General features: G+C 68.8%; 23 protein-coding genes. 12 read left to right on the plus strand and 11 right to left on the minus strand.

The window, feature by feature from the left end; translation table 11 throughout:
• Nucleotides 1–287: 287 nt before the first annotated feature.
• From IXW21_RS12215 to IXW21_RS12235, 5 genes are all read right to left on the minus strand, one after another.
• A complete protein-coding gene (locus IXW21_RS12215) occupies nt 288–785 on the minus strand; it encodes a methylated-DNA--[protein]-cysteine S-methyltransferase (RefSeq protein WP_194764537.1) in 498 nt (165 codons plus the stop codon).
• 10 nt (nt 786–795) lie between these two features.
• Complete coding sequence (locus tag IXW21_RS12220; RefSeq protein ID WP_194764538.1) at nt 796–2,280, minus strand: DNA-3-methyladenine glycosylase 2 family protein; 1,485 nt, start codon at nt 2,278–2,280, stop codon at nt 796–798.
• Between the two features lie 152 nt (nt 2,281–2,432).
• Nucleotides 2,433–4,040 (minus strand): bifunctional phosphoribosylaminoimidazolecarboxamide formyltransferase/IMP cyclohydrolase, encoded by a 1,608-nt coding sequence (gene purH, locus IXW21_RS12225; protein WP_194764539.1) that lies wholly within the window; start codon nt 4,038–4,040, stop codon nt 2,433–2,435.
• A 40-nt stretch (nt 4,041–4,080) separates the two neighbouring features.
• Nucleotides 4,081–4,668 (minus strand): phosphoribosylglycinamide formyltransferase, encoded by a 588-nt coding sequence (purN, locus tag IXW21_RS12230; protein ID WP_194764540.1) that lies wholly within the window; start codon nt 4,666–4,668, stop codon nt 4,081–4,083.
• A 43-nt stretch (nt 4,669–4,711) separates the two neighbouring features.
• Nucleotides 4,712–6,094, minus strand: coding sequence for a DUF6350 family protein (locus IXW21_RS12235; protein WP_194764541.1), 1,383 nt, complete (start codon nt 6,092–6,094; stop codon nt 4,712–4,714).
• A 92-nt stretch (nt 6,095–6,186) separates the two neighbouring features.
• On the opposite strand from IXW21_RS12235, the gene IXW21_RS12240 reads away from it, so the two are divergent.
• Nucleotides 6,187–7,605 (plus strand): NCS2 family permease, encoded by a 1,419-nt coding sequence (locus IXW21_RS12240; RefSeq protein WP_194764542.1) that lies wholly within the window; start codon nt 6,187–6,189, stop codon nt 7,603–7,605.
• A 122-nt stretch (nt 7,606–7,727) separates the two neighbouring features.
• The gene (locus tag IXW21_RS12245; protein ID WP_194764543.1) at nt 7,728–8,657 is read left to right on the plus strand and encodes a homocysteine S-methyltransferase family protein; all 930 of its coding nucleotides are present in this window, start codon (nt 7,728–7,730) and stop codon (nt 8,655–8,657) included.
• Between the two features lie 107 nt (nt 8,658–8,764).
• Here IXW21_RS12245 and sucD read toward each other — a convergent pair whose 3' ends face one another.
• Together sucD and sucC are read right to left on the minus strand one after the other, a co-directional pair.
• Nucleotides 8,765–9,667: a succinate--CoA ligase subunit alpha gene (gene sucD, locus IXW21_RS12250; protein ID WP_194764544.1), complete on the minus strand. Its 903-nt coding sequence runs from the start codon at nt 9,665–9,667 to the stop codon at nt 8,765–8,767.
• A gap of 27 nt (nt 9,668–9,694) precedes the next feature.
• Nucleotides 9,695–10,861 carry an ADP-forming succinate--CoA ligase subunit beta gene (sucC, locus tag IXW21_RS12255; RefSeq protein ID WP_194764545.1) on the minus strand — a complete coding sequence of 389 codons (1,167 nt, stop codon included), beginning with the start codon at nt 10,859–10,861 and terminating at the stop codon, nt 9,695–9,697.
• Between the two features lie 169 nt (nt 10,862–11,030).
• Between sucC and IXW21_RS12260 the strand changes: the two genes are divergently transcribed.
• From IXW21_RS12260 to IXW21_RS12295, 8 genes are all read left to right on the plus strand, one after another.
• On the plus strand, nt 11,031–11,444 hold the full coding sequence (locus IXW21_RS12260) for a YbaB/EbfC family nucleoid-associated protein (RefSeq protein WP_194764546.1): 414 nt from the start codon (nt 11,031–11,033) through the stop codon (nt 11,442–11,444).
• A complete protein-coding gene (locus IXW21_RS12265) occupies nt 11,444–11,773 on the plus strand; it encodes a type VII secretion target (RefSeq protein WP_194764547.1) in 330 nt (109 codons plus the stop codon). Before IXW21_RS12260 ends, IXW21_RS12265 begins: the two co-directional genes overlap by 1 nt.
• A 17-nt stretch (nt 11,774–11,790) precedes the next feature.
• Nucleotides 11,791–13,230: a TNT domain-containing protein gene (locus IXW21_RS18570; RefSeq protein ID WP_194764548.1), complete on the plus strand. Its 1,440-nt coding sequence runs from the start codon at nt 11,791–11,793 to the stop codon at nt 13,228–13,230.
• Complete coding sequence (locus IXW21_RS12275; RefSeq protein WP_194764549.1) at nt 13,227–13,511, plus strand: hypothetical protein; 285 nt, start codon at nt 13,227–13,229, stop codon at nt 13,509–13,511. The genes IXW21_RS18570 and IXW21_RS12275 overlap by 4 nt, the downstream gene beginning before the upstream one ends.
• Entirely contained in the window at nt 13,508–13,951 is a 444-nt protein-coding gene (locus tag IXW21_RS12280; RefSeq protein WP_194764550.1) for a hypothetical protein, read from the plus strand. The genes IXW21_RS12275 and IXW21_RS12280 overlap by 4 nt, the downstream gene beginning before the upstream one ends.
• Nucleotides 13,948–14,217 (plus strand): hypothetical protein, encoded by a 270-nt coding sequence (locus IXW21_RS12285; RefSeq protein WP_194764551.1) that lies wholly within the window; start codon nt 13,948–13,950, stop codon nt 14,215–14,217. Before IXW21_RS12280 ends, IXW21_RS12285 begins: the two co-directional genes overlap by 4 nt.
• A gap of 88 nt (nt 14,218–14,305) precedes the next feature.
• Complete coding sequence (locus tag IXW21_RS12290) at nt 14,306–14,968, plus strand: TetR/AcrR family transcriptional regulator (protein ID WP_194764552.1); 663 nt, start codon at nt 14,306–14,308, stop codon at nt 14,966–14,968.
• Nucleotides 14,969–15,082: 114 nt separating this feature from the next.
• Nucleotides 15,083–16,318 carry an acyl-CoA dehydrogenase family protein gene (locus tag IXW21_RS12295; protein ID WP_194764553.1) on the plus strand — a complete coding sequence of 412 codons (1,236 nt, stop codon included), beginning with the start codon at nt 15,083–15,085 and terminating at the stop codon, nt 16,316–16,318.
• A 27-nt stretch (nt 16,319–16,345) separates the two neighbouring features.
• On the opposite strand, the gene IXW21_RS12300 is transcribed toward IXW21_RS12295, so the two are convergent.
• Nucleotides 16,346–16,831 (minus strand): hypothetical protein, encoded by a 486-nt coding sequence (locus IXW21_RS12300; protein ID WP_194764554.1) that lies wholly within the window; start codon nt 16,829–16,831, stop codon nt 16,346–16,348.
• A gap of 41 nt (nt 16,832–16,872) precedes the next feature.
• On the opposite strand from IXW21_RS12300, the gene IXW21_RS12305 reads away from it, so the two are divergent.
• Complete coding sequence (locus IXW21_RS12305; protein WP_194764555.1) at nt 16,873–18,324, plus strand: phytoene desaturase family protein; 1,452 nt, start codon at nt 16,873–16,875, stop codon at nt 18,322–18,324.
• Nucleotides 18,325–18,373: 49 nt separating this feature from the next.
• Complete coding sequence (locus tag IXW21_RS12310) at nt 18,374–19,417, plus strand: ATP-dependent DNA ligase (RefSeq protein WP_194764556.1); 1,044 nt, start codon at nt 18,374–18,376, stop codon at nt 19,415–19,417.
• A gap of 3 nt (nt 19,418–19,420) precedes the next feature.
• Here IXW21_RS12310 and ligD read toward each other — a convergent pair whose 3' ends face one another.
• The 3 genes from ligD to IXW21_RS12325 are packed head-to-tail and all read right to left on the minus strand — an operon-like array spanning nt 19,421 to nt 24,189.
• Nucleotides 19,421–20,491 (minus strand): non-homologous end-joining DNA ligase, encoded by a 1,071-nt coding sequence (gene ligD / locus IXW21_RS12315; RefSeq protein ID WP_194764557.1) that lies wholly within the window; start codon nt 20,489–20,491, stop codon nt 19,421–19,423.
• A 48-nt stretch (nt 20,492–20,539) separates the two neighbouring features.
• A complete protein-coding gene (locus IXW21_RS12320) occupies nt 20,540–21,700 on the minus strand; it encodes an SseB family protein (protein WP_194764558.1) in 1,161 nt (386 codons plus the stop codon).
• Between the two features lie 26 nt (nt 21,701–21,726).
• Entirely contained in the window at nt 21,727–24,189 is a 2,463-nt protein-coding gene (locus tag IXW21_RS12325; protein ID WP_194764559.1) for an ATP-dependent helicase, read from the minus strand.
• Between the last annotated feature and the right edge of the window lie 114 nt (nt 24,190–24,303).

Below are 24,303 nucleotides of genomic sequence, written 5' to 3' on the forward strand. Positions count from 1 at the left end.
GGTGCAGTCGTACGTGTGGGAAAGGCTTTAGCGGAGCGGGCGCACCGGGGTCGAGCCGAGAGCGGCGATCTGCGCAGCGGCGATCGATGTCATGGTGTCCTCCTCAGGGGCTCGGCTATGTCGTCCCGGTCGGTGCGACAGCCCACCAGCCTATTCCTGTGAACCAGCTGAGCACAAGAGAGATTCCCGATTCGTCGACGTCCTCTTCTTCTGGCGGCATCGCATGGCGGGATTCCGGTCTCGACGACGCCCGACAGCACCTCTGCGCCGGTCGACGACTGTGCGACTCACCCCCGCGCGGCTTCGCGTTCCAACAGGCTCGCCTTGACATCGAGACCCCAGGCGAATCCACCGAGCGTGCCGTCGGAGCGCAGCACCCGATGGCAGGGCACGAACAGCGCCGGAGCATTGCGGGCACAGATCGAAGCCGCGGCCCGCACCGCCCGCGGGTTGCCGAGGCGCGCCGCGAACGAGGTGTAGGTCAGCGGCTCCCCCGGCTCGATCTCGCGCAGCGCCGACCATCCGGCGAGCTGCAGCGTCGTGCCCGTCTGCTTCACCGCGACGGCATCGATCGCCGAGAGGTCTCCGGCATAGAACGACAGCGCCGCGGCTGCCGCCTCGGTCTCGCGCTCGTGCACCTGGGCCGGTCGCGCTCGGGGTGCGAGGCGAGCGAGGATCGTCGCCTGATCGGACGTCCACCCCGAGGCCATCACTCGCTGCTGCTCGTCAGCGAGGATGGTGAACGGTCCGTCCGGGGTGTCGATGGTCTGGATGATGGCGTTCATGAGGTCTCCTTCACAAGGGGGATGTCTGGGGCGCGCGCACCCGTCGAACGGGCCGCGCCGGGGCTGCGCGCCACAGGTGGGCGCTGAGATAGCTGCGCCACGGCGCTGCGCGCTCCGCCCAGGAGATCAACGGACCGGGTTCGCCCGGGAGTCCCGAGGCCGCAGCACCGGCACGCAGCGCGACGTCACCGGGGAGAAGCACGTCGGGGTCGCCGAGCACGCGCATCCGTACGTAGTCGGCCGTCCAGGGACCGATGCCCGGCATCGCGAGCAACGCGGCTCGCTGCTCGACACCGTCGTCTCCGACCGTGAGCGGGAGCGAGCCGTCGGCGAGAGCGGATGCCGCCCCGACGATGGCACGGATTCGCGCTCCAGGGCCTCGGAGCACCTCGGCGCCATGCTCGGCGATCGCCGACATCGTGGGGAACAGCAGCCCCTTCTCCGTGCGCTCCCCCAGCGCCTCGGTCAGGGCGGTCAGGGCGGTGCGAGCAGCGATGACAGTGATCTGCTGTCCGATCATCGCGCGGATCAGCATCTCATGCGGATCCGCCGAACCGGGCACGCGGATGCCGGGAGTGCGTGCGACGAGCGGAGCGAGCTCCGGGTTCGCGCTCAGCGCCTGATCGACGGCGAGAGGATCGGCGTCGAGATCGAAGATCCGTCGCACGGTCGACACGAGCGGAGCGAGGTCGCCGAGCTGCGCGACGCGGGCGCGCAGGTGCAGTCGCTCCGTCGCATCCTGACTCACCTCGAACCACGCCGCCCCGCCCGCCATGCGCAGATGACGGGAGAAGGACGTGGCCGTGGCCTCTTCGACCCCCGACACGGCACGGGCCGCCATCCAATGGAAGATGCCGGCCGCATCGAAAGGACCCCGATACGGGAGAACGAGGTCGATCGCGCCGGGAGCGGCCGACGCCGGCATCTTCCGACGGGCTCTGAGCTCGCCCGGTGTCAGGCCGAACACCTCGCGGATCGTGTCGTTGCACTGGCGGATGCTCGCGAAGCCCGCCGAGAACGCGACGTCGGAGATCTGCATGTCCGTGCCGACGAGCAGCATCCGCGCCGTGTGAGCCCGATGCGCCCGCGCGAGGGCGAGGGGCCCCGCACCGAGTTCGGTCGAGAGCAGCCGTGTGAGGTGCCGCGTCGAATATCCGAGACGCACGGCGAGTCCGGAGACCCCCTCGCGCTCGATCACGCCCGAGGCGATGAGACGCATCGCCCGGGCAGCGACGTCGCTGCGCAGATCCCACGCGGGAGAGCCTGGGGCCGCCTCGGGGAGACAGCGCTTGCAGGCGCGGAAGCCTGCCTCGTGAGCCGCCGCGCTCGTCGGGTAGAAGGTGACGTTCTGCGGCTTGGGCGTGCGCGCGGGGCAGCTCGGCCTGCAGTAGATGCCGGTGGAGCTCACGGCGGTCACGAACTGACCGTCGAAGCGCGTGTCGCGTGCGCTGATCGCGCGATATCGCTCGTCGAAGTCGGTCACAGGGAAGCTCATGCCTCCACTCTGTCACGCACCACCGACACCGACTGGCGGGAATCGGACATCACTGTGGACCTCGGTCCCATCCCTGCAGACACGCGAGACCCCTCGCGCCGACGACGACGCGAGGGGTCTCGGAGGGTGCGGAGGCCCTGGGGCCGTCATCCTCAGTGGAAGAAGTGACGCTCTCCGGTGAAGAACATCGTGACGCCGGCCTTGCGCGCGGCATCCACGACCTCTTCATCGCGCACCGATCCGCCGGGCTGCACGATCGCGGTGACGCCCGCATCGATGAGCACCTGGGCGCCGTCGGCGAACGGGAAGAACGCGTCAGAGGCGGCGACCGATCCGGCGGCCCGGTCGCCGGCGCGCTCGACCGCGAGGCGGCACGAGTCGACACGGTTGACCTGGCCCATGCCGACGCCGACCGTGGCGTTGTCCTTCGCGAGGACGATCGCGTTCGACTTCACGGCGCGGCAGGCCTTCCACGCGAAGATGAGGTTCTCCATCTCCTCGTCGCTCGGACGCTCACCCGAGACGAGCTCCCAGTTCTTCGCGACCGAGACGATGTCGTCGGGGAACCGGTCGGCGTCCTGCAGCAGCAGGCCGCCGGAGACCAGGCGCACGTCCATGCGCTCCTGCTGCCAGTCCTCGGGCAGCTGCAGCAGACGCAGGTTCTTCTTCGCCTTGAAGACCTCGAGAGCGGCCGGCTCGAACGACGGCGCGACGATGACCTCGGTGAAGATGTCCTTGAGGTTCTCGGCCATCTTGAGCGTCACGGTGCCGTTCGCGGCGATCACTCCGCCGTACGCCGACACCGGGTCGCACTCGTGGGCGCGGATGTGCGCGCTCGCGATCGGGTCGAGGGCATTGGGGGCGGTGGTCGCGATGCCGCACGGGTTCGCGTGCTTGATGATCGCCACTGCGGGCTTCACCATGTCGTAGGCGGCTCGCAGCGCGGCATCCGCATCGACGTAGTTGTTGTACGACATCTCCTTGCCCTGCAGCTGCGTGGCCTGGGCGATGCCGTGGCCGCCGACGCGCGTGTAGATCGCGCCGCGCTGGTGCGAGTTCTCGCCATAGCGCAGCGTCGCGAGGCGCTCGGCCTGGATCGTGAGGTGAGTGGGCAGGTCTTCGCCGTCGCCCAGCGTGCCCTCGGCGAACCACGCGGCGACCGCCGTGTCGTAGGCGGCCGTGTGCGCGAAGGCGCGTGCGGCGAGCTCGCGGCGCTGCGTCAGGGTCGTGCCGCCGTTCTCGATCGCGCTGATGATTCCCGGATACGACTGCGGCGAGACGACGATCGCGACGTTGGCGTGGTTCTTCGCCGAAGCACGGACCATGGCGGGGCCGCCGATGTCGATCTGCTCGACCACGTCGTCGCCCTCGGCACCCGAGGCGACCGTCTCGACGAAGGGGTAGAGGTTCACGACGACGAGCTCGAACGGCTCGATGTCGAGCTCGGCCAGCTGACGCTCGTGGTCCTCGAGGCGGAGGTCGGCGAGCAGGCCGCCGTGGATCTTCGGGTGCAGGGTCTTGACGCGGCCATCGAGCATCTCGGCGACACCGGTGACGGCGGCGACGTCGGTGACCTCGAACCCGGCCTCGCGGATGGTGGATGCGGTCGAGCCTGTCGAGACGATCTGCACGCCCGCTTCGGAGAGGGACTTGGCGAGCACGAGCAGATCGGTCTTGTCGCTGACCGAGACGAGTGCGCGTCGCACCGGAACGGTGTCGCGATCGCGGTACAGCGAGTGGTCGTGGCGGGGGCCGGCCATGGAGGGCTCCTTCGTGCGAGGGTGGCGTGCGTGGATCAGATCAGGGTGTGGAGGACAGCGACAGCTCGCCCGTGGCGATGCGGCGCACCACGTCGATGAGCAGTCGACGTTCGACGGGCTTGATGCGCTCATGCAGGCTGTGCTCGGTGTCGCCGTCGAGGACCGGCACGCGCTCCTGCGCGAGGATCGGCCCGGTGTCGACGCCGTCGTCGACGACGATCACACTGGCGCCGGTCTGCGAGACACCCGCTGTGAGCGCGTCACGCACACCGTGCGCGCCGGGGAACTCCGGCAGGTACGCGGGGTGCGTGTTGATCAGGCGTGGTGCGAGGTCGGCGACGAGTCCGGCAGGGAGCAGGCGCATCAGACCGCTGAGCACGACGAGGTCGGCATTCCAGACGGCGAGCTGACGACCGAGTTCTTCGCCCCATGCCTCGCGGGACTCGTGCTCATGCCACGGAACGGTGAAGCTCGGGATGCCGAACTCCTCGGCGTGGGCGAGACCGTCGGCTTCGCGATCGGCACCGACGACCACCACCCGCGCGGGAAAATCGGGGTGACGAGCGGCCTCGAGGAGGGCGCGAAGGTTCGAGCCGGTGCCCGAGATGAGAACGGCGACCGTGAGCACGCGCCCAGTCTACCGGGGCGCGGGAGGCGCCCCGACCCGCATGTCAGGCGCGGGGATCCTTCGTCTCAGTGCCGGGGAGGCGGTGGCCCGAGAGGTCTTCGAGAGGCGCGGTGTCGGATGCGTCGGCGTCGCGCGGGAACGCCCCCGGTGGGGTCGGCGTCGCGGAGATGAGCTCGGAGGCGGACATCTCAGCGAGCCATCGATCGGTGCGCTCCTCCGCGAGCTCGTCACGGTTGCGCGGCGAGAGCAGCAGGATCGCGGCGCCCAGAAGGACCTCTCCTCCGAGCGCGAGAGCGAACGGCAGCGCGGACGGGCCGGCTTGCGCCAGGCGTCCAGGACCGAGGGAGCCGCCCGCGAGCAGCGCCGCCACGGCGGCCACACCGGCGGTGAGCGCGCCGATCCCGAGCGCGATCACCGCTCTGGGCGCCGTGCCGAGGGGCGTCCCCTCCCAGACGAGGCGGGAGCGCACGGCCCAGCCCGCGAGGGCGCCGGCGCCGATCGGGATGATCACCACGATGAGCATCCAGATCGAGGAGTTCTCCGGAAGGAGACCGAGAACGGGGATTCCCGGAACCACGCCCAGCTGGGTGCCGGCGGGCGACACCGCCGTGCCGACACCCACCGCGAACCCGGGTCCGGCGAGCCAGGATGCGGTCCACACCAGCAGAGTCGGCAGGTACGCCAGCTGACCCAGTGTGATCACGGTCGCCCCGAGCGCGTCCACGCGCGCGGCCTGGAAGAGCGCCACCACCTCGCCGCCGCGCACCACAGTGGCGATCGCGAGCCCGACGGCTGACACGGCCGTCACGGCGACCAGCGCGAACGCGGCGCCCCGCACGACGGCTGCCGGCACCGGCGCCCAGTCGCCCCAGGTGTCCATGAGGTCGTGCACCCGGTCGATCAGACCACCGTCGCCGTCTTCCCACACGGCTCTGACAGATCCGCACAGCGCCCCGACCAGATAGACCACCGTCGGAAGGACGATCGCCGGCGCGAACGGCACCTGCGCGCCGGCGAGCTGCGAGGTGAGCGCGACGACGGCCGCGATCGCGCCGAACGCCGCCGTCCCCGCCAGGGTGCCGAGCAGCCACGCCCCGGCGCGGGCCGCCCGCGCGCCCGAGCGGGCGGCGAAGAGCAGGGTGAAGACGAGGAACGCCAGCGGTGCGACCGAGAGAGTGAAGGCCGCAGCGTCCGGTGCGACTCCGGCAGCACGGAGGAGCTCCGTGGAGATCTCGACGCTCAGCGGCACTCCGTGGCCGAACTGCCACAGTGTTCCGGCGAGCGGCCACAGCGCACCCCAGTCGGCCGTCGCCCCGAACGCGAGCGTCCAGAGCAGGGTCAGCGGAGCGAGGAGTACGACGAGGCCCACCGCCGCGGCGATGGCGGCGTCGAAGGCGGCGAGGAGCGCGACGAGGAGACGTTGCATATCTGTTCGAGACTACGACGAGAACGCCGTGGGAGCCCTGGGGACGCGCGCGACGCGGGCGACACGATATCGTCTCCTGCGGAGGTTTCCCGATGTCAACTGCCCCGTCCCCCACTCGATCCCAGGCCGAGCCCACGAACGCCCTGGACCGTTTCTTCGAGATCAGCAAGCGCGGATCCACGATCGGCACCGAGATCCGAGGTGGTCTGGTGACGTTCGTCACGATGGCCTACATCGTGATCCTCAACCCGATCATCCTGTCGACGCCCGACGTCGATGGCGTCACCCTCGCCAGCGGCGCCGTGGCCGCCGCCACCGCGCTGACCGCCGGCGTCATGACGATCCTCTTCGGCCTGATCACCCGCCTGCCGTTCGCGTTCGCGGCCGGCGTCGGCATCAACGCCTTCATCGCGTTCTCCGTCGTCGGCACGGTGACCTGGCCCGAGGCCATGGCGCTCGTGATGATCAACGGTGTCATCATCGTCCTGCTCGCGGCCACGGGCCTGCGGAAGATGATCTTCGACGCGGTGCCCGTGCAGCTGAAGCTCGCGATCACCGTCGGCATCGGCCTGTTCATCGCCTTCATCGGATTCGTGAACGCCGGATTCGTCACCGCCACCGGCAACGCCTCACCTCCCGTCGACCTCGGCATCGGCGGCTCGGTGGCCTCGATCCCGACCGTGCTCTTCGTGATCACGCTCCTGCTCGGCGGCGTGCTCACGGCGCTGCGGGTGAAGGGCGCGATCCTCATCGCGCTCGTCGGCGGAACCGTGCTCGGCGCAATCGCCAACCTGATCTGGCCGTTCGGTCTCGACTTCGGCTTCACCGGAGCGATCGTCGGCCTTCCCGACCTCAGCCTCATCGGTCAGGTCGACTTCGGCTTCGACCTGCAGAAGGTCAGCGTCGTCGCCCTCGTGATGTTCGTCTTCACCCTGTTGTTCTCGAACTTCTTCGACGCGATGGGCACCATGACCGGTCTCGCGAAGGAGGCCGACCTGGCCGACGAGAAGGGCGACTTCCCCCGCATCAAGTCGGCGCTGATCGTCGAGGGCATCGGCGCGATCGCCGGTGGCGGCACCTCGTCGTCGTCGGCGACGGTGTTCGTCGAGTCCGGTGCCGGCATCGGCGAGGGCGCACGCACGGGCTTCGCGACCGTCATCACGGGCGCGATGTTCCTCGTCGCGATGTTCTTCACGCCGCTCACCTCGCTGGTTCCCGGCGCGGTGGCGGCCGCTGCTCTCGTCCTCGTCGGAGCGCTCATGCTCGCCCAGATCAAGAACATCGACCTGAGCGACTTCCGGGTGCTGCTGCCGGTGTTCCTCACCGCCACCGTGATGCCGATGACCTACTCGATCGCCAACGGCATCGGCGCCGGCTTCATCAGCTGGATCGTCGTGAACGCCTTCTCCGGGCGCGCCAAGACCATCCACCCCCTGCTGTGGGCGGTCGGTGTCGGCTTCGTGATCTTCTTCGCCCGCGGGCCGATCGAAGCTCTGTTCGGCGTCGCCTGAGCGACGCGAGAACACGGGAGGGGCGGATGCGAATCGCATCCGCCCCTCCGTCGTCTGCGGAACCCGTGGCGCCGCCCCTCGCGCAGTGCTACACCGGAAGCACCCGAGGAGAGCAGGCACCGATGTCCGCACCCACCCTTCCTGTGCGATCCGTCACCGACGGCGGCCTGGAGACCGATCTGATCTTCCACCACGGTGTCAAACTTCCCGACTTCGCGGCTTTCGTGCTGCTCGATGACGACGATGGCCGCCGGACTCTGAGGGAGTACTACCTCGGCTACGTCGAGATCGCCCGGGCGCATCACGCCGCGCTGCGCCTCGAGACGCCCACCTGGCGAGCCAGCGCAGACTGGGGTACTCGGCTCGGGTACGACGCCGATGCGCTGCGCCGGGTCAACGCCGACGCTGTGAGGCTGTTGCAGCAGATCGCTGCCGAGTCCGACCTGCCGACAGTACGGATCGTCGGCATGATCGGCCCACGGGGAGACGGCTACCGTTCGGGAGCGTGGGATCCGGAGACAGGTCCCGACGACGCCTATCGCTACCACCGTGACCAGATCCGCGCGCTCGCCGACGCAGGCGCGGATGTGATCGCGGCCTACACGCTCAACGACGCGGCGGAGGCGCGCGGTGTCGTCCGCGCGGCGCGTGAGGCCGGCGTGGAGGTCGAGGTCTCGTTCACCGTGGAGACCGACGGGCTGCTCGCGTCGGGCCTCACGCTTGCCGCGACGGTCGCCGAGGTCGATGCGGCGGAGGCCCCGGACGGCTACCTCCTCAACTGCGCGCACCCCGACCACTTCGACCGGGCCCTGGATGCCGCGACGGCTCAGCGGATCGTCGGTATCCGCCCCAATGCGTCCCGCCTCTCACACGCCGAACTCGACGACTCCGAGACTCTCGACGACGGCGACCCCGTGGAGCTGGCCGAGCGTGTGACCACTCTCCTCCGGCGGATGCCGTCTGTGCGGGTGATCGGAGGATGCTGCGGAACCGACTCACGGCACATCGCGGCGATGTGGGAGCGCCTCGCCGCTGACTCGGGGCGGGCATGAAAGAAGGCCCCGGAGTGGAGTCCAGGGCCTTCTCTTCGAGTATAGCGCTGAGAGCGACTCGACGTTCTTCGACTGGTCGCCGCGCTCCTCGCTCAATAACCGATCGGCTAGAGCGACTCGATCACCGCACGCATGAGAGCGGCGGTCTCGGACGGCGTCTTGCCGACCTTGACACCGGCGGCCTCGAGGGCCTCCTTCTTCGCCTGAGCGGTACCGGCGGAGCCGGAGACGATCGCACCGGCGTGACCCATGGTCTTGCCCTCGGGAGCAGTGAAGCCCGCGACGTAGCCGACGACCGGCTTGGTGACGTGCGCCTTGATGTAGTCGGCCGCGCGCTCTTCGGCGTCGCCGCCGATCTCACCGATCATCACGATCGCCTTGGTCTCGGGGTCGGCCTCGAACGCGGCGAGCGCGTCGATGTGCGTCGTGCCGATCACGGGGTCGCCGCCGATGCCGATGGCGGTCGAGAAGCCCAGGTCGCGCAGCTCGAACATCATCTGGTACGTCAGGGTGCCCGACTTCGACACGAGGCCGATCGGGCCCTTGCCCGTGATGTTCGCCGGCGTGATGCCGACGAGCGCCTCACCGGGGGTGATGATGCCGGGGCAGTTCGGTCCGATGATGCGGGTCGTGTTGCCCTTGCTCTGCGCGTAGGCCCATGCCTCGGCCGAGTCGCCCACGGGGACGCCCTCGGTGATGACGACGAGCAGCGGGATCTCGGCGTCGATGGCCTCGATCATCGCGTCCTTCGTGAACGCGCCCGGCACGAAGGCGATCGACACGTCTGCGCCGGTCTCCTTCATGGCCTCGGCGACCGAGGCGAAGACGGGGAGCTCGACGGCGTTGCCGTCCTTGTCGGTGTGCGAGACCGTGGTGCCGGCCTTGCGGGCGTTCACGCCACCGACGACCTGGGTGCCGGCCTTCAGCATGAGTGCCGTGTGCTTGGTGCCCTCGCCGCCGGTGATGCCCTGGACGATGACCTTGGAGTCCTTGTTGAGGTAGATCGACATTTCTCTAGTCCTTGTGTCTCTCTGCGATCAGGCGTTGGCGAGTTCGGCGGCCTTGTCGGCGCCCTCGTCCATGGTGCTGGCGAGCGTGACGAGCGGGTGCGCGTACTCGGCGAGGATCGCGCGACCCTCGTCGACGCGATTGCCGTCGAGGCGCACGACGAGCGGCTTGGAGGCCGCGCTGCCGAGGGTCTCGAGAGCGCCCTTGATTCCGTTGGCGACGGCGTCGCACGCCGTGATGCCGCCGAAGACGTTGACGAACACGCTCTTGACCTGCGGGTCGCCGAGGATGACGTCGAGGCCTGCGGCCATGACCTCAGCCGAGGCGCCGCCGCCGATGTCGAGGAAGTTGGCGGGCTTGACACCGTTGTGGTTCTCACCGGCGTAGGCGACGACGTCGAGCGTCGACATGACGAGTCCTGCACCGTTGCCGATGATTCCGACCTCGCCGTCGAGCTTGACGTAGTTCAGACCGCTCTTCTTGGCCTTGGCCTCGAGCGGATCGGCTGCGTCCTTGTCTTCGAGCGCCTCGTGCTCCGGGTGACGGATCTCGGAGGCGTTGTCATCGAGCGTGACCTTGCCGTCGAGGGCGATGATGTCGCCCTCTTCGGTGCGGACCAGCGGGTTGACCTCGACCAGCGTCGCGTCTTCGCCCTTGTAGACGTCGAAGAGCGTGACGAAGACGTCGGAGACCTTTTCGATGAGGTCTTCGGGGAAGTTGGCGGCGCGAGCGATCTCGACCGCCTTCTGCTTGTCGATGCCCGTCAGCGGGTTGACCTCGACGCGCGCGAGAGCCTCGGGACGCTCGACCGCGAGCTCTTCGATCTCCATGCCGCCCTCGACCGAGCAGAGGCTCAGGTACGAACGGTTGGCACGATCGAGCAGCACGGAGAAGTAGAACTCCTCGGCGATGCGCGCACCCTGCGCGACCATGACGCGCTTGACGATGTGGCCCTTGATGTCGAGACCGAGGATCGCCTTCGCGGCCTCGTACGCCTCTTCGGGGGTCTTCGCGACCTTGACGCCGCCGGCCTTGCCACGACCACCGGTCTTGACCTGGGCCTTGACGACGACGACGCCGCCGATCTTCTCAGCGGCTGCCTTCACCTCCTCAGGGGTGTCGGCGACAATGCCGGCGAGAACCGGCACTCCGTACTTCTCGAAAACGTCTCGTGCCTGGTACTCGTACAGATCCACTGTGGTTCCTTCACTGGGCTGCTGTCTGGTAATTCTCTCGATGTCGAGACATCGACCAGTCCCCCAGCCTACTACCGCTCCCTGGACGGCCCGACGCGGGATATGCCCGATGGGGATAAGCCGAGGCGGTCGGGTAGCATTCTTGAGCATTCACGCAGGGGGGATAAGAATGACCGACACCTTCGACTGGTCGGATCCGATCGCCACGCGCGCACGCATCGAGCAGCAGGTCGCGGATGCCGAGCGCCGCGCCGACAAGGCGGCCCAGGTGCGCGACGACATCGCCGGGCTTCGCGAGCAGGCCACATCATCCGGACGCGATGTCGCAGTCACCGTGGACTCCTCGGGCCGGCTCGCCGAGGTGAAGCTGACGGACGCCGCCTACAACCGATCGCCCGCCGCCCTGGGCGCTCTGATCGTCGCGCTCGCCTCTGAGGCACAGCGCGCGGCCGGAGCGAGGGCGGTCGAGATCGCCGCCGAAGCGTTCGGCGCGGAGGACGCCGCGGTCGAGCACCTTCGCGAGGAGATCGCGCAGTTCCCCGACCCGAGTCAGGACGCTCAGCCGCGGATCGAGTACCGCTGATGGCCGACCTGATCGCCGTCGACCCGGACACGATCCGCTCTCACGCGCAGCGCGTCGGCCAGGTCGCCTCCGACGTCAGACTCGCCGAGAACGCCGCCGGATCGATGAACCTCGGCGGCGGAGCCTTCGGCGTGATGTGTGCGTTCCTGGTGCCGCCCGCGCAGCTCGTGTCGTCGATCGCCATCGGCACGATCTCCGCGGCCGCGACGATGCTGGAGCAGTCGGAAGAGCAACTCAAGGGCCTCGCGAACGACTTCGATGACGGAGAACAGCGGCACCTCGACATGATCGACGGGTTGCTCGCGTCGCTCGACGGCGGGATCCGATGACGCCTTCGAATCCTCTGGTGGCCGGCCCGATCGATCCGACGACCCCGTTCAGCGGCGCCGGCCTGCTCGAGGACGGCTACGAGCTGGTCAACGCCATCGAGAGCGGCGACTGGGTGGCGGGAGGACTCGCGTCGTTCTCGGCACTCGCGAACACGGTCGCGACCGCGATGGACCCGCTCGGCTCGCTCATCGCGGCCGGGCTCGGCTGGCTCATGGACCACCTCGAGCCTCTCAAGGGCTGGCTCAACGACCTGACCGGTGATGCGGGCGAGGTCGCCGGATTCGCCGCGACCTGGGGGAACATCGCCCAGCATCTGCAGCAGGCCGGCCAGACCCTCGATGCCCGGTTGGCCGACGTGAGCTCGATGTCGGGCGAGGCGATCGACGCGTACCTGCGACTTCAGGGCGACGTGGCAGCCCACATCTCCGCCGCTGCATCCTGGGCCGGAGGCATGCGGTCGGGTATGGAAGCGGCATCCATGCTCGTGCAGGTGGTCCACGAACTGGTTCGAGACACCCTCTCGCAGTTGGTCGGCTCGCTGATCTCCTACGCGAGCACGCTCGTCATCTCGCTCGGCACGGCCACCCCGTATGTCATCGCCCAGGCCACGAGCCGCGTCTCGGCCATGACCGCCCGGATCTCCGGCACTGTGCTGAAGCTGGTGGATGCGGTGACTGCGCTCGGCAGGCATCTCGACGAGCTGAAGTCGCTCTTCCAGCGCCTGGGCGACCTCTTCTCGCGTGGCCCCGGCGGGAACGCGCCCACCGGACCCGGAGCACCGCACAGCCCCGGTGGTCCCGGAGCGCCGCACGCACCGGACGGCTCCACCCCGCCCGGCGGGTCGACGCCCACGACACCGAGCATCCGCGACCAGAGCATGCTCACGGACGCGCAGCTGCAGACCTACCTCGACACCAACTATCCGCAGTACGCCGACGACTTCGCGAACAACGGGACTCTCCCGCCCGATGTGCAGATCCCGAAGGGTCCGGAGGCGCTCCAGCCTGACGGGAGCATCGACTGGAGCCAGGTCCCCGGCGGCGGCTACGTGCTCGACGCGAACGGCGACCCGATCCGGCATCCGCACACACCGCAGCCGGGAGATGTGCTCGATCGGTACGGGCCCCCCGACGGTCGCTACACCTCACCGGTGCCGGACAGCGGCCCGTACACGTACGACCAGCGCTCCCTTCCCTACGTCGAGAACCCCGCGCACTACCATCGCTACGAGGTGGTGGGCGATCTGTCCGACCTGCGAGGTGCATATGACAGGGCCCCGCAGAGCGTCAGGGACGAGCTCCTCGCGGGCGGATTCAAACCCGAGTACCTGGCGTCGCAGGGGTATCGAGGTGACATCGCACCCGGTTTCGGCTCGACCGGAGGCGGCGTGCAGGTGCAGCTTCCGCTCACCGCAGAACAGCTGATCGCCCTGGGCGTGCTGAAGGAGATCCCATGACCGACCTCACCGCTGACGACGTGCAGCGCATCATCCAGGACGAGAAGCTCACCGCGACCGCGAACTGGTTCGGCCGCACGGGTCGACCCCAGTCGTCGGCCTGGATCGACCGTGTCGGTGACGAGTGGGTCGTCTGGGAGACGGACGAGCGCGCCGTGCGGCTCGACGTCGACTTCCGCTTCCGCTCCGAAGCCGAGGCGCTGGATCTGTTCCTGCGCTTCGCGCGCTCGCATCAGGCGGCCGACTCCCACGCTGTGCGTCGTCTCGGAGGATCGTCATGACCGAGCTGTGGATCGGTCCCGATGGACTGGCCCTCACCCGTGAGCCCCTGCCTGCGGGCGCCGAGGTGTGGGACATGTACGGCCCGCTGGAGACCCGCTACGTCTACCTCGTCGAGAACGGTCAGCCGGCCCCGTATCCCGCGCGCTCTCTCCCGTGGATCGAGAACCCCGCGGCGTACCATCAGTTCGTCGTGATCGGCGACTGCACTCGTGTCCGCGCCGCATACGACCAGTCGTCGGACGCCGCCGTCCGTCGCGACCTGGAGGACCTCGTGGAGATCGGGTACTACCGCTGGGATGAGCCGATCTACAGCGGGCCGGTGGCGCCCGCCTTCGGCGACCCGGGCGGGGCGACGCAGCTGGTGCTGCCGCTGCCGCTGCCGTTCTTCATGCGACTCGGACTCATCCGGGAACTGACCGTCACCGGAGCGCCCGTATGAACCGCGACACCGTCATCGCCGACCTGCGCGCTCGCGCGTACACCGGATACTGCGTCTTCGACGATCCGAGGGGCAAGACGAACGTCATCGTCGTGTCGTACGGACGGAGCGGCTATCAGACGTGGATCCAGGACGAGCGTGCCCAGCCCATCGACGGGTCTCTCCGCACGTTCTCCGAGGAGCACGCCGCGCTCGCCGATTTCCTGCACCGAGTGGAGCTCTGGAATCGCATCAGCGGCGTGCGTGCGACGACGTCGCGGGCGTAGACGGGTCGACATCCGATCTCGCCGAGAGGCCGCGCAGTCGCGTGACTTCTCGGCTGCAGTGCTCGAGGCCGAGGTCTAGGCTCGTCCCATGCACGAATCCGCAGAACTGCGCACCGGCGTCGTGGCCGCTGCACTCGAGCTCTTCGCATCACAGGGCTTCGACCAGACCTCCGTCGAGCAGATCGCGAAGGCCGCAGGGGTCTCGCGTTCGACGTTCTTCCGCCAGTTCGGCGGCAAGGAGGATGTCGTCTTCGCCGACCATGAGGTGCTTCTGGAGCAGCTGCGCGCGTTCCTCTCCGAGGGTCACGACGACCCCTGGGGCGCGGTGTGCGCGGCATCCGAGTCGGTCTTCGCCCACTTCGCGCACGACCCGGAGCTCGCTCGCCGTCGCTACCAGATCGTCCGCCAGGTGCCGGTGCTCCGTGAGCGCGAGATCATCACCGTGTTCCGCTACGAGCGGCTGTTCGACGACTACCTGCGCGGCTCGCTTCCGGGCATCGACCCCCTGGATGCCGTCGGATTCTCGGCACTCGTCACCGCCGTGCACAACCATGTGCTCCGGCAGCTGCTCCGCGGCAAGAAGAAGGTGCCGCTCTCCACGCTGCAGACGGCCCTCGCCGACGTGCGCCGGCGCTACGGTGTGCCGTCGGGGACCGCGACCGAAGCGCCGGACGATGTCGTGGTGGCCGTGTTCCCCCGTTCGATGCCGATCGCCGAGGTCACCCGGCGCCTGCGCACGCAACTCGACTGAGTTGCGCACGGACCGACCGCAGGTCTTCCGAGCGTGCGCGGTGGCTCCGACGCATCCGGAGTCGTGGAACCGAGTACCGAGGAGTACGATACTTGGTGTCACGAAGGAGTCACCATGAGCACCGCAGCCTCCCCCCTGCCCGGCGAGCGCGTCTCGTCGTACGACATCACCGGACGCCAGGAGAGCGACTACTACGCCGTCTTCGCCGACATCCCCGACGCCGACCGCGCGGCCTGGGATCGCGCGAAGGCGTATATCGACGAGGTCGGGCCGCAGATGGCCGGCGCCTGGGACCGCGCCGAATACCCGCTCGACGCCGCGCGTCGCATGGGCGAGATGGATCTCGTCGTCGACGGCATCGAGCATCCGTCGCTCACCCGGCTCTCGCCGCTGGCCGCCGGGCTCGTGAACATGGAGATCTCGCGCGGCGACGGGTCGCTCGGAACCGTGCTCGCCGTGCAGGGCGGTCTGGCACTGCGCACCCTCGCGCTCTTCGGCTCGGACGAGCAGCAGAAGAAGTGGCTCATCGCTCTCGCCGACGGCTCGGTCTTCGGCTCCTTCGCCCTCACCGAGCCCGACCACGGGTCGGATTCGGTCTCGCTCGAGACGGTGGCCAGGCGCGAGGGCGACGAATGGGTGATCCGCGGTACGAAGAAGTGGATCGGCAACGGAGCATCCGGCGGCATCACCTTCGTGTGGGCGCGCGTCGACGACGAGACGGCCCCCGAGCACGGTGCCGTACGGTGCTTCCTCGTCGAGCAGGAGACCCCGGGCTACACCGGAACCGCGATCCGCGGCAAGGCCTCACTGCGTGCCATCCACCAGGCGCACATCGTGCTCGACGACGTGCGCGTGCCGCTCGATTCCGTGCTGCCGGGGACGACGAGCTTCAAGGACGCCTCGGTCGTGCTCTACGCGACCCGCTCGGGCGTGGCCTGGTCTGCGCTCGGTCATGCGACCGCCTGCTACGAGGCCGCGCTCGCCTACTCGAAGGAGCGGGTCCAGTTCGGCAAGCCGCTGGCGAAGTTCCAGATGGTGCAGGAGCGCCTCACCCACATGCTCGAGGACCTCACCGCGATGCAGCTCTACTGCCGTCGTCTCGCCGACCTGGAGACCGCCGGCGAGCTGCGCCCGACGCAGGCGTCACTCGCGAAGTTCCACAACACGCGCGCCGCGCGCCGCGTGGCGTCGATCGCCCGCGACCTGCTCGGCGGCAACGGCATCCTGCTCGAGAACGGCGTGATGCAGCATATGGCCGACATCGAGGCGATCCACACCTACGAGGGCACCGAGAGCGTGCAGGCCCTGCTGCTCGGCCGCGACATCACGGGAATGAGCGCCTTCGCCTGACGTCGTCGTCCGGCAGGCAGCGCGTGATCAGTCGCAGCCGCAGCCGCCGGCGGGCGTCTTCACCATGAAGCAGACGTCGCACACGCCATAGTCGCGCTCGACCGGCTTCGAAGCGCGCTGCACCTTCGGAGCCGCGGCGACGCGAGGCGTCGTCGAACGCTTCGGCTTCACCGGCGCGATCGGTCGGAACTCACTCGGGTGCGTGACATAGAAGTACGGCGCACGCCCCTCGCTCGGTCGCAGCCGCAGCGGCGTCGAGCCGATGACGACGACCTCGTCCTCGGCGAAGCCGTTCGTGTAGGTCTTGCCGATGTGCAGCGATGCTCCCTGGCCGCGGCGGATCGCCTCGATGTAGCGGCCACGGTCGATGTAGGAGGAGATGCCGACGGCATCCATGATCCCCGCGATGAACTCGTGGTTCTCGACGGCGATGCGGTGCGCGCGGAGCGCCTCCGCGAGGGTACGGTACGGACGGGAATTGCCTGTGGGGGTCGGGCCCTGGACTTCGTTCATCACTTCAAGGATCTCACGCCCAGACGTGGAAGACTGGCCGCATGGCACGCGCGACGATCATCGGTTCCGGTCCGAACGGACTTGCGGCGGCCGTGGCCCTCGCCCGTGCCGGCTACGAGGTGCGCGTGCTCGAGGCCGCCGACACGATCGGCGGCGGTCTTCGGACGACCGCATCGACGCTCCCGGGGTTCGTGCACGACGTCTGTGCCGCGGTGCTGCCGTCGTCTCTGACGTCTCCGTTCTTCCAGGCGTTCGGCCTCGCCGAGCGGGTCGAGTGGATTCACCCGGACATCTCGTACGCGCACCCGCTCGACGGAGGCAGAGCTGGAGTGGCCTGGCGCGACATAGAGCGCACCGCCGCGAGCCTCGGCGTCGACGAACGCGCGTGGCTCGCACTGCTGCGCCCGCTCAGCACCCACATCGACGGCGTCGTCGACTTCACGGGCAACCAGATGCTGCGGATGCCGCGGGACCCCCTGACCGCGTTGCGCTTCGCCCTACGGATGCTCGACCAGGGCACGTCCCTTGCTGCCCGCACCTTCCGCACCCAAGAGGCAGCCGCTCTCATCGCGGGCGTTCTCGCGCATCCGCCGACTCCGCTGCCCACTCTCGCCGGCGCCGCAGCCGGTCTCCTGCTCGCGGCCGAAGGTCACGCAGACGGCTGGATGTACCCGCGCGGTGGCGCACAGCGCATCGCGGACAGCCTCGTGGCGGACCTCGAGACGCACGGCGGTGCGGTCGAGCCGGGCAGACACATCCAGGATCTCCGGACATTGGACTGGGGGGACCCCGACCGAGGCGACCTCCTGCTGCTCGACACATCGCCGAGACTGCTGCTCACCCACCCCGACATCCCGGCGCGCTATGCGAGAGCGATCCGGCGCTTCCGCTACGGACCAGGCGCCGCGAAGGTCGACTTCGCGCTCGACGGCCCCATCCCCTGGGCCAACTCGGATGTCGCGCACGCCCCCACCGTGCACATCGGGGGCACCAGAGCGGAGGTGTGGGAGAGCGAGAACGCCGTCGCTCGTGGCCGGATCAGCGATCGCCCTTACGCGCTCACCGTGCAGCCTTCGATCTTCGACCCCACCCGCGCACCCGAGGGCAAGGCGGTGCTGTGGGCGTACATCCATGTGCCGCACGGCTCCGATTTCGACGCGACGGAACTGATCACGCGTCAGGTCGAGCGCTTCGCGCCCGGATTCCGCGACCTCATCCTCGCCCACCACTCGGTACCCGCGTCGTCTCGCGAGGCGATCAACCCGTCCGAGATCGGCGGCGACATCTTGGGCGGCGCGTTCACGATCCCCCAGGCTATCCGTCGGCCCGTGCTCGGCACCGCGCCATGGCGGACGCCGATGCGCGGCGTGTACCTCGCCTCGGCCTCGACCCCGCCGGGCCCGGGCGTCAACGGCATGGCCGGGTGGCATGCCGCACGCACCGCTCTGAAGGATGCCGGAGCGCGCGCGACTCTTGACGATCTCTTCGCCTGACGACGAGAACGCCCTTCTGTCGCGGGCCCCGCACAGCCAGGATGGACCCATGCCCTATGAGATCCCCTCCCCCATGCTGGCGAAGGCGGCAGCGTCCGTCCCCGACCCTGCGAAGACGTCGGGCGGACTGCTGTTCGAGCCGAAGTGGGATGGCTTCCGCGGACTGATCTCGTGGGACGGCGAGACCGTCGAGATCGGATCGCGCGGAGCGAAGCCTCTGACCCGCTACTTCCCCGAGCTCGTCGAGGCGATCCCCCGGGTGCTGCCCGGGCCGTGTCTGCTCGACGGCGAGATCGTCGTCGCCACCGGACCGGACGGCGCGCAGCGACTCGACTGGGAGGCGCTGAGCCAGCGCATCCACCCCGCTGCATCGCGTGTGGCGAAGCTCGCCGACGAGACCCCGGCGATGTTCATCGCGTTCGACCTGTTGGCCTTCGGCGACGAGGACCTGCGGGGTGCCCCGTTCGCGGAACGACGCGAACGCCTCGAATCGCTGATGGCCGACGTCGAGCATCCAGTGCACATCACCCGCACGACCCGCGACCGCGATGCCGCGGAGCGCTGGCTCGCCGAGTTCGAAGGAGCCGGGCTCGACGGCGTCGTCGCGAAGCCGCTCGATCAGCCGTACGCCCCGGGCAAGCGCACGCTGATCAAGATCAAGCACGCCCGCTCCGCCGATGTGGTCGCCCTCGGCTACCGCATCCACAAGTCCGGCTCCGGCATCGGGTCGCTGCTCGTGGGCCTGTACGACTCCGATGGCACGCTGCGACAGGTGGGCGGGGTCGCCGCGTGGAGCGACGTCCGACGCAGGGAGCTCGTCGACGAGCTGGCGCCTCTCGTCGAACGCGACGACGCGGGCGACGCCGTCACCGGTGAGGGCGAGCGCTCGCGCTTCAGCGGCTCGAAGGACGTGTCGTTCGTGCGGCTGCGCCCCGAGCTCGTGCTCGAGGTGCGCTACGACCAGCTCGAAGGGGCGCGGTTCCGGCACACGGTGCAGTTCGAACGCTGGCGCCCCGACCGAGACGCACGCTCGTGCACCTACGACCAGCTCGACACCGTCGCCGGATACGACCTCGCCGACGTCATCGGCTGAGGGTCACTCGTCGGTCGGGTCGCCGTTCTCATCCCAGTGCGCGGCGACCTTCTTGCTCGGCTGCACGCGGGGCGGCTCGCCGGGCATCTTCGGGAACTCGGGCGGGAACGGCAGTTCGCCCAGTCCCTCTGCCCTGTCACGCTCCCACCAGTCGAGCAGTGTGTCGATCCGGCCGGGAGAATCCTGTTTCCCGTGCCACGCATCGCCGAGTTCCGCGAGCCGCTTCGGGACACTCCGCACCGTGAAGGCCGCCGGATCGAGGCCGTCGAGCTCATCCCAGCGGACGGGCATCGAGACCGTCGCCCCGGGCAGCGCCCTCGGGCTGTAGGCGCCCGCCATCGTACGATCCCGGTTCGCCTGGTTGAAGTCGATGAAGATGCGCTCGCCCCGCTCCTCCTTCCACCAGTTCATCGTGACCTTGTCGGGCATGCGCCGCTCCAGCTCCCGCCCGGCGGCGATCACCGCATGACGCACGTCGAGGAACTCGTGCGTCGGCTCGATCGGCGCGAAGACGTGCAGGCCTCTGTTGCCGCTCGTCTTGACGAACGCGGTCAGCCCGACCTCGCGCAGCACCTCTCTCAGCGCCAGTGCCGCGGGCACCGTGTCGGCGAAGCTCGTTCCCGGTTGGGGATCCAGGTCGATGCGCAGCTCGACGGGATTGTCGGGCTCGGAGGCGAGAGACGCCCAGGGATGGAAGACGATGGTGTTCATCTGCGCAGCCCACACGATCGCGCTCGGGCGCGTCAGCACGATCTGCGGATGGCGTCGCCCGCTGTTGTAGGTGACCGTCACCGCATCGACGTAGTCGGGTGTGCCCTTCGGCGGATTCTTCGAGAAGAAGCCCTCGGCCTTCGGTCCCGACGCCGCACCCACGCCATCGCGAAAGCGCTCGAGCGAGACCGGACGATCGCCGTTCGCCTCGAGGAACGGCCCGCTCACGACCTGGAAGTACTCGGCGAGTTCTGCCTTGGTGATGCCGACGTCAGGCCAGATCACCTTGTCGGGGCTCGAGAGCACCACCTCGCGCTCAGCATCGGGATCGACGACGGTCAACGTCACGCGCTCGGAGGCCATGCTCCGACCTTAGGGTGCGCGTCAGAACGGCGGAACCCCGATGCGCGGTCAGTCGTCGATGTCGATGTCGAGGATCAGCACGGCGCTGAGCGAATCGCGCTCGATGACCATCGTCGGTCCGGCGGGATCCACGATCACGCCGGCCATCTCGGAGTGCGTCGACAGCAACTTCGAGAGCTGCAGCGGCTCGAACGGCAGCGGACGATCGCCTCGACCGAGCGCGATGACCTCGAGCGGGTGCGAGAAGAGCTGCAGGAAGCGCTTGCCGTCGGGGGTCTGCGCTTCGGCGATGCCCACCTGTCCCGTACCCGCACCGTCGTTGACCGCGACCCACATGCGCTTCGCTGCGAGGGCCTCGCCGAGCTTGACGGCGGAATCCTGCTGTCGCGGTGAGGCCACGATCGACTTCACCGTCATGTCGACGTCGGCCTGCTCGAGCGTCTTCTGCAGGAGCTCCGTCGGGAAGACGACCCGGTGCGGAGCCGAGGCGTTGTCGACGATGAGGCCGGCGAACTCGCCGGACACGACCTGCTGCAGCACGGAGGTCACCGGCTGCGCGACCGCGGACGTCGCGGTCGGATCCTTCTCGAGCTGCACGGAATCGCGCACGGCGGCCGCCGAGCTGAAACCCAGCATGAACTGGCGCTCGCCGTCACGCACGACGGCCACGGAGAGCGGCTTGCCCTCGCTGATCTGAGCGCGCGCGTCGCCGTTCACGCGGATGTACAGATGGCCCTGCAGCGCCTGGCGGAGCACTCCGAGGAGCTGCTCGTTGGTCGCGCCCTTCTCGATCTCGGTCAGGGCTTCACGGAGCAGGACATTGTCCTTCATGCCGGCGACCGTCTCGGTCTGCTCCGGAGGCATCGCGGCGGCCAGCGGAAGGCGACGCTCGGCTGCAGCCTGAGCAGGCTGAGCCTGCGGCACTGCGGATCCGGTCGGGGCGACGGGCGCGGTCGGCGCCGGCGCCCCGCCAGCGGTCGGGCCGGCCGTCGGCGCGTCGGTCTCGGTGAGCGAGACCTCGGGACCTGCCTGTGCGCCGACGCCACGGAACGCCTGCACGGAGATTCCGATCGTGGGCGCCACTGCTTCGGGTGCGGTTTCTGTCGCAGCGTCCTGCGTGGATTCGTCGGACGCCTCGACGTTCTCGGTCTCAGTCGGGTCGGTGACGGAGTCGTCAGCGGACTTCTTGCGGCGGGAGAACAGGGCCATATCGTTCAGCCTAACCCTCGGATGCTCTAGATCTTCTCGATCGGTGCGACCTTGATCAGCAGCTTCTTCTGCCCGGCCGAATCGAACCGCACGTGAGCGATGCGCTTCGCCCCCTCGCCTGTCACCGCATCGACACGCCCTTCACCGAAGTCGGAGTGACGGATGCGGTCGCCGGCGGTCAGCTCGAGATCGCCGTTGTCTCGCATCTTCGCCGTCACGCGGTTGGGGAACTTGTCCATCGCGGTCGACAGAGGCTTGAGCGAGTCGCGTCCCGGCAGCTGCTTCACCGCGAACCGATCACCGGATCCGGACCCGGTGCCACCGAAGCCGCCGCCAGGACGACGAGCATTCAGCGCGCGCGACTGCATGCCGCCGCGCGAGTTCACGTCGCCCGGCGATTGCCGCCAGTCGATGAGCCCGGCGGGGATCTCCTGCAGGAAGCGGCTCGGCATGGCGACCGAGACCTCGCCGAACTGCGCCCGTGTCATGGCGAGCGAGAGATGCAGCCGCTTGCGGGCACGCGTGATGCCCACGTAGAAGAGACGGCGCTCTTCCTGCGGTCCCCCCGGCTCGCCCGCCGAGATGCGGTGCGGGATCAGGTCTTCTTCGACGCCCGTGACGAAGACGGCGTCGTACTCGAGCCCCTTCGCGGTGTGCATCGTCATCATCGATACCGATCCCGACTCGTCGTCGAGGTCGTCGGCGTCCGAGACGAGAGCGACCTCGGTGAGGAAGTCGACGATCGTGCCCTCGGGATTGTTGCGGGCGAAGTCACGAGCCACCGCGACGAACTCGTCGAGGTTCTCGACGCGAGCCTCGTCCTGCGGGTCGCGGCTCGCGCGGAGTGCGTCGAGGTAGCCGCTCTTCGAGAGCAGCACGCTGAGCCCGTCGGCGACCGTGGTGGGCGCCGGCACCTCTCCCGAGGCCGGGAGCATGATCTCGGTCGCCTCGGCGAGCACCGCATCGAGCTGCGCGATCGCTCCCTGGATCTTGGGGCCGAATCCGAGCTGGTCGGGCACCGAGAGCGCCTGACGGAAGGTGATGTCGTGTTCGTCGGCGAACCGCGCGATCGCCGTCTCGCTGACGTCGCCGATGCCTCGCCTCGGCTTGTTCAGGATACGCCGCACCGCCATCTCATCGGCCGGGTTGGCGACCGCGACGAGGTATGCCAGGGCGTCTTTGATCTCGGCGCGCTCGTAGAACTTCGTGCCGCCCATGATCTTGTAGGGCACCGCCGAGCGGATGAAGATCTCCTCGAGCGCTCGCGACTGCGAGTTCGTCCGGTAGAACACGGCCATCTCGGAGTACGGGAAGCCGGCACGGCGCAGTGACTCGACCTCGTCGGCGACGAACTGCGCCTCATCGTGCTGCGAGTAGCCCGTGAAGCCGATGATCTTGTCGCCGTCGCCCTTGTCGCTCCAGAGCTTCTTGTCCTTGCGGTCGAAGTTGTTGCCGATCACCGCGTTCGCGGCGGACAGGATGTTCTGCGTCGAGCGGTAGTTCTGCTCCAGGAGCACGACCCGCGCCCCGGGAAAATCGCGCTCGAACTCGCTGATGTTGCGGATGTCCGCTCCGCGGAAGGCGTAGATCGACTGGTCGGAATCACCGACCACCGTGAGTGACGCGCCCGCGAGCTCGGGGGTGGTCTCGGGCTCGAAGATCATCATGCCGTTCGAGGCATAGGGATCGGGGGCGTCTCCCGACACCGGCCGGGTGAGCTCGTGGATGAGCGCGTACTGGGCGTGGTTGGTGTCCTGGTACTCGTCGACGAGGATGTGACGGAAGCGCCGACGGTAGGTGTCGGCGACCTGCGGGAACGCGCGGAACAGATAGACCGTCTGACCGATGAGGTCATCGAAGTCGAACGCGTTGGCCTTCTGCAGCTGCCGCTGGTAGTCGGCGAAGAGCTCGACGAAGATGCGCTCGGCGGGATCGGACATGTTGGCCTGGCGCGCGTAGGACTCGGCATCCGACAGCTCGTTCTTGAGCTTCGAGATTCGCGACTGCACAGCCCCCGGCGTCAGACCGTAGGCGTCCGCTTCGTGCTCCTTCACCAGACGCTTGATCAGCGCCCGCGAATCGCCGGAGTCGTAGATCGTGAACGACTTGGTGAAACCGAACTGATCGGCCTCGCGCCGCAGGATGCGGACGCACGCCGAGTGGAAGGTCGAGATCCACATGCCACGGGCCGCATCGCCGATGATCGCCTCGACGCGCTCGCGCATCTCGCCCGCCGCCTTGTTCGTGAAGGTGATGGCGAGGATCTGACTGGGCCACGCCTCGCGCCCTCGGAGCAGCGAGGCGATGCGACGCGTGAGCACGCTCGTCTTGCCCGAGCCGGCACCCGCGACGATGAGCAGCGCGGGGCCACGGTAGGTGACGGCTTCGAGCTGCTGCGGGTTGAGACCGGCGAGGAGATCGTCCTGACCCTGCCCTCCGGTGGAGTGGGGGCCGACGGTTCCAGGCACGATGAGGGGGGCTTCTGTCATGGCCTTATGAGTCTAGGCCGAGGCGCCGACATCGCGGTGTGGAGCGCTCGAGCGAGAGCCGCGAGTCCGAACGAGATGAAGGAAGGGGAGCACGCGGTCCGCCGCGCGCTCCCC

Origin of the sequence: Microbacterium sp. UFMG61 (genome assembly GCF_015354505.1) — a bacterium.
Lineage (GTDB): Bacteria > Actinomycetota > Actinomycetes > Actinomycetales > Microbacteriaceae > Microbacterium.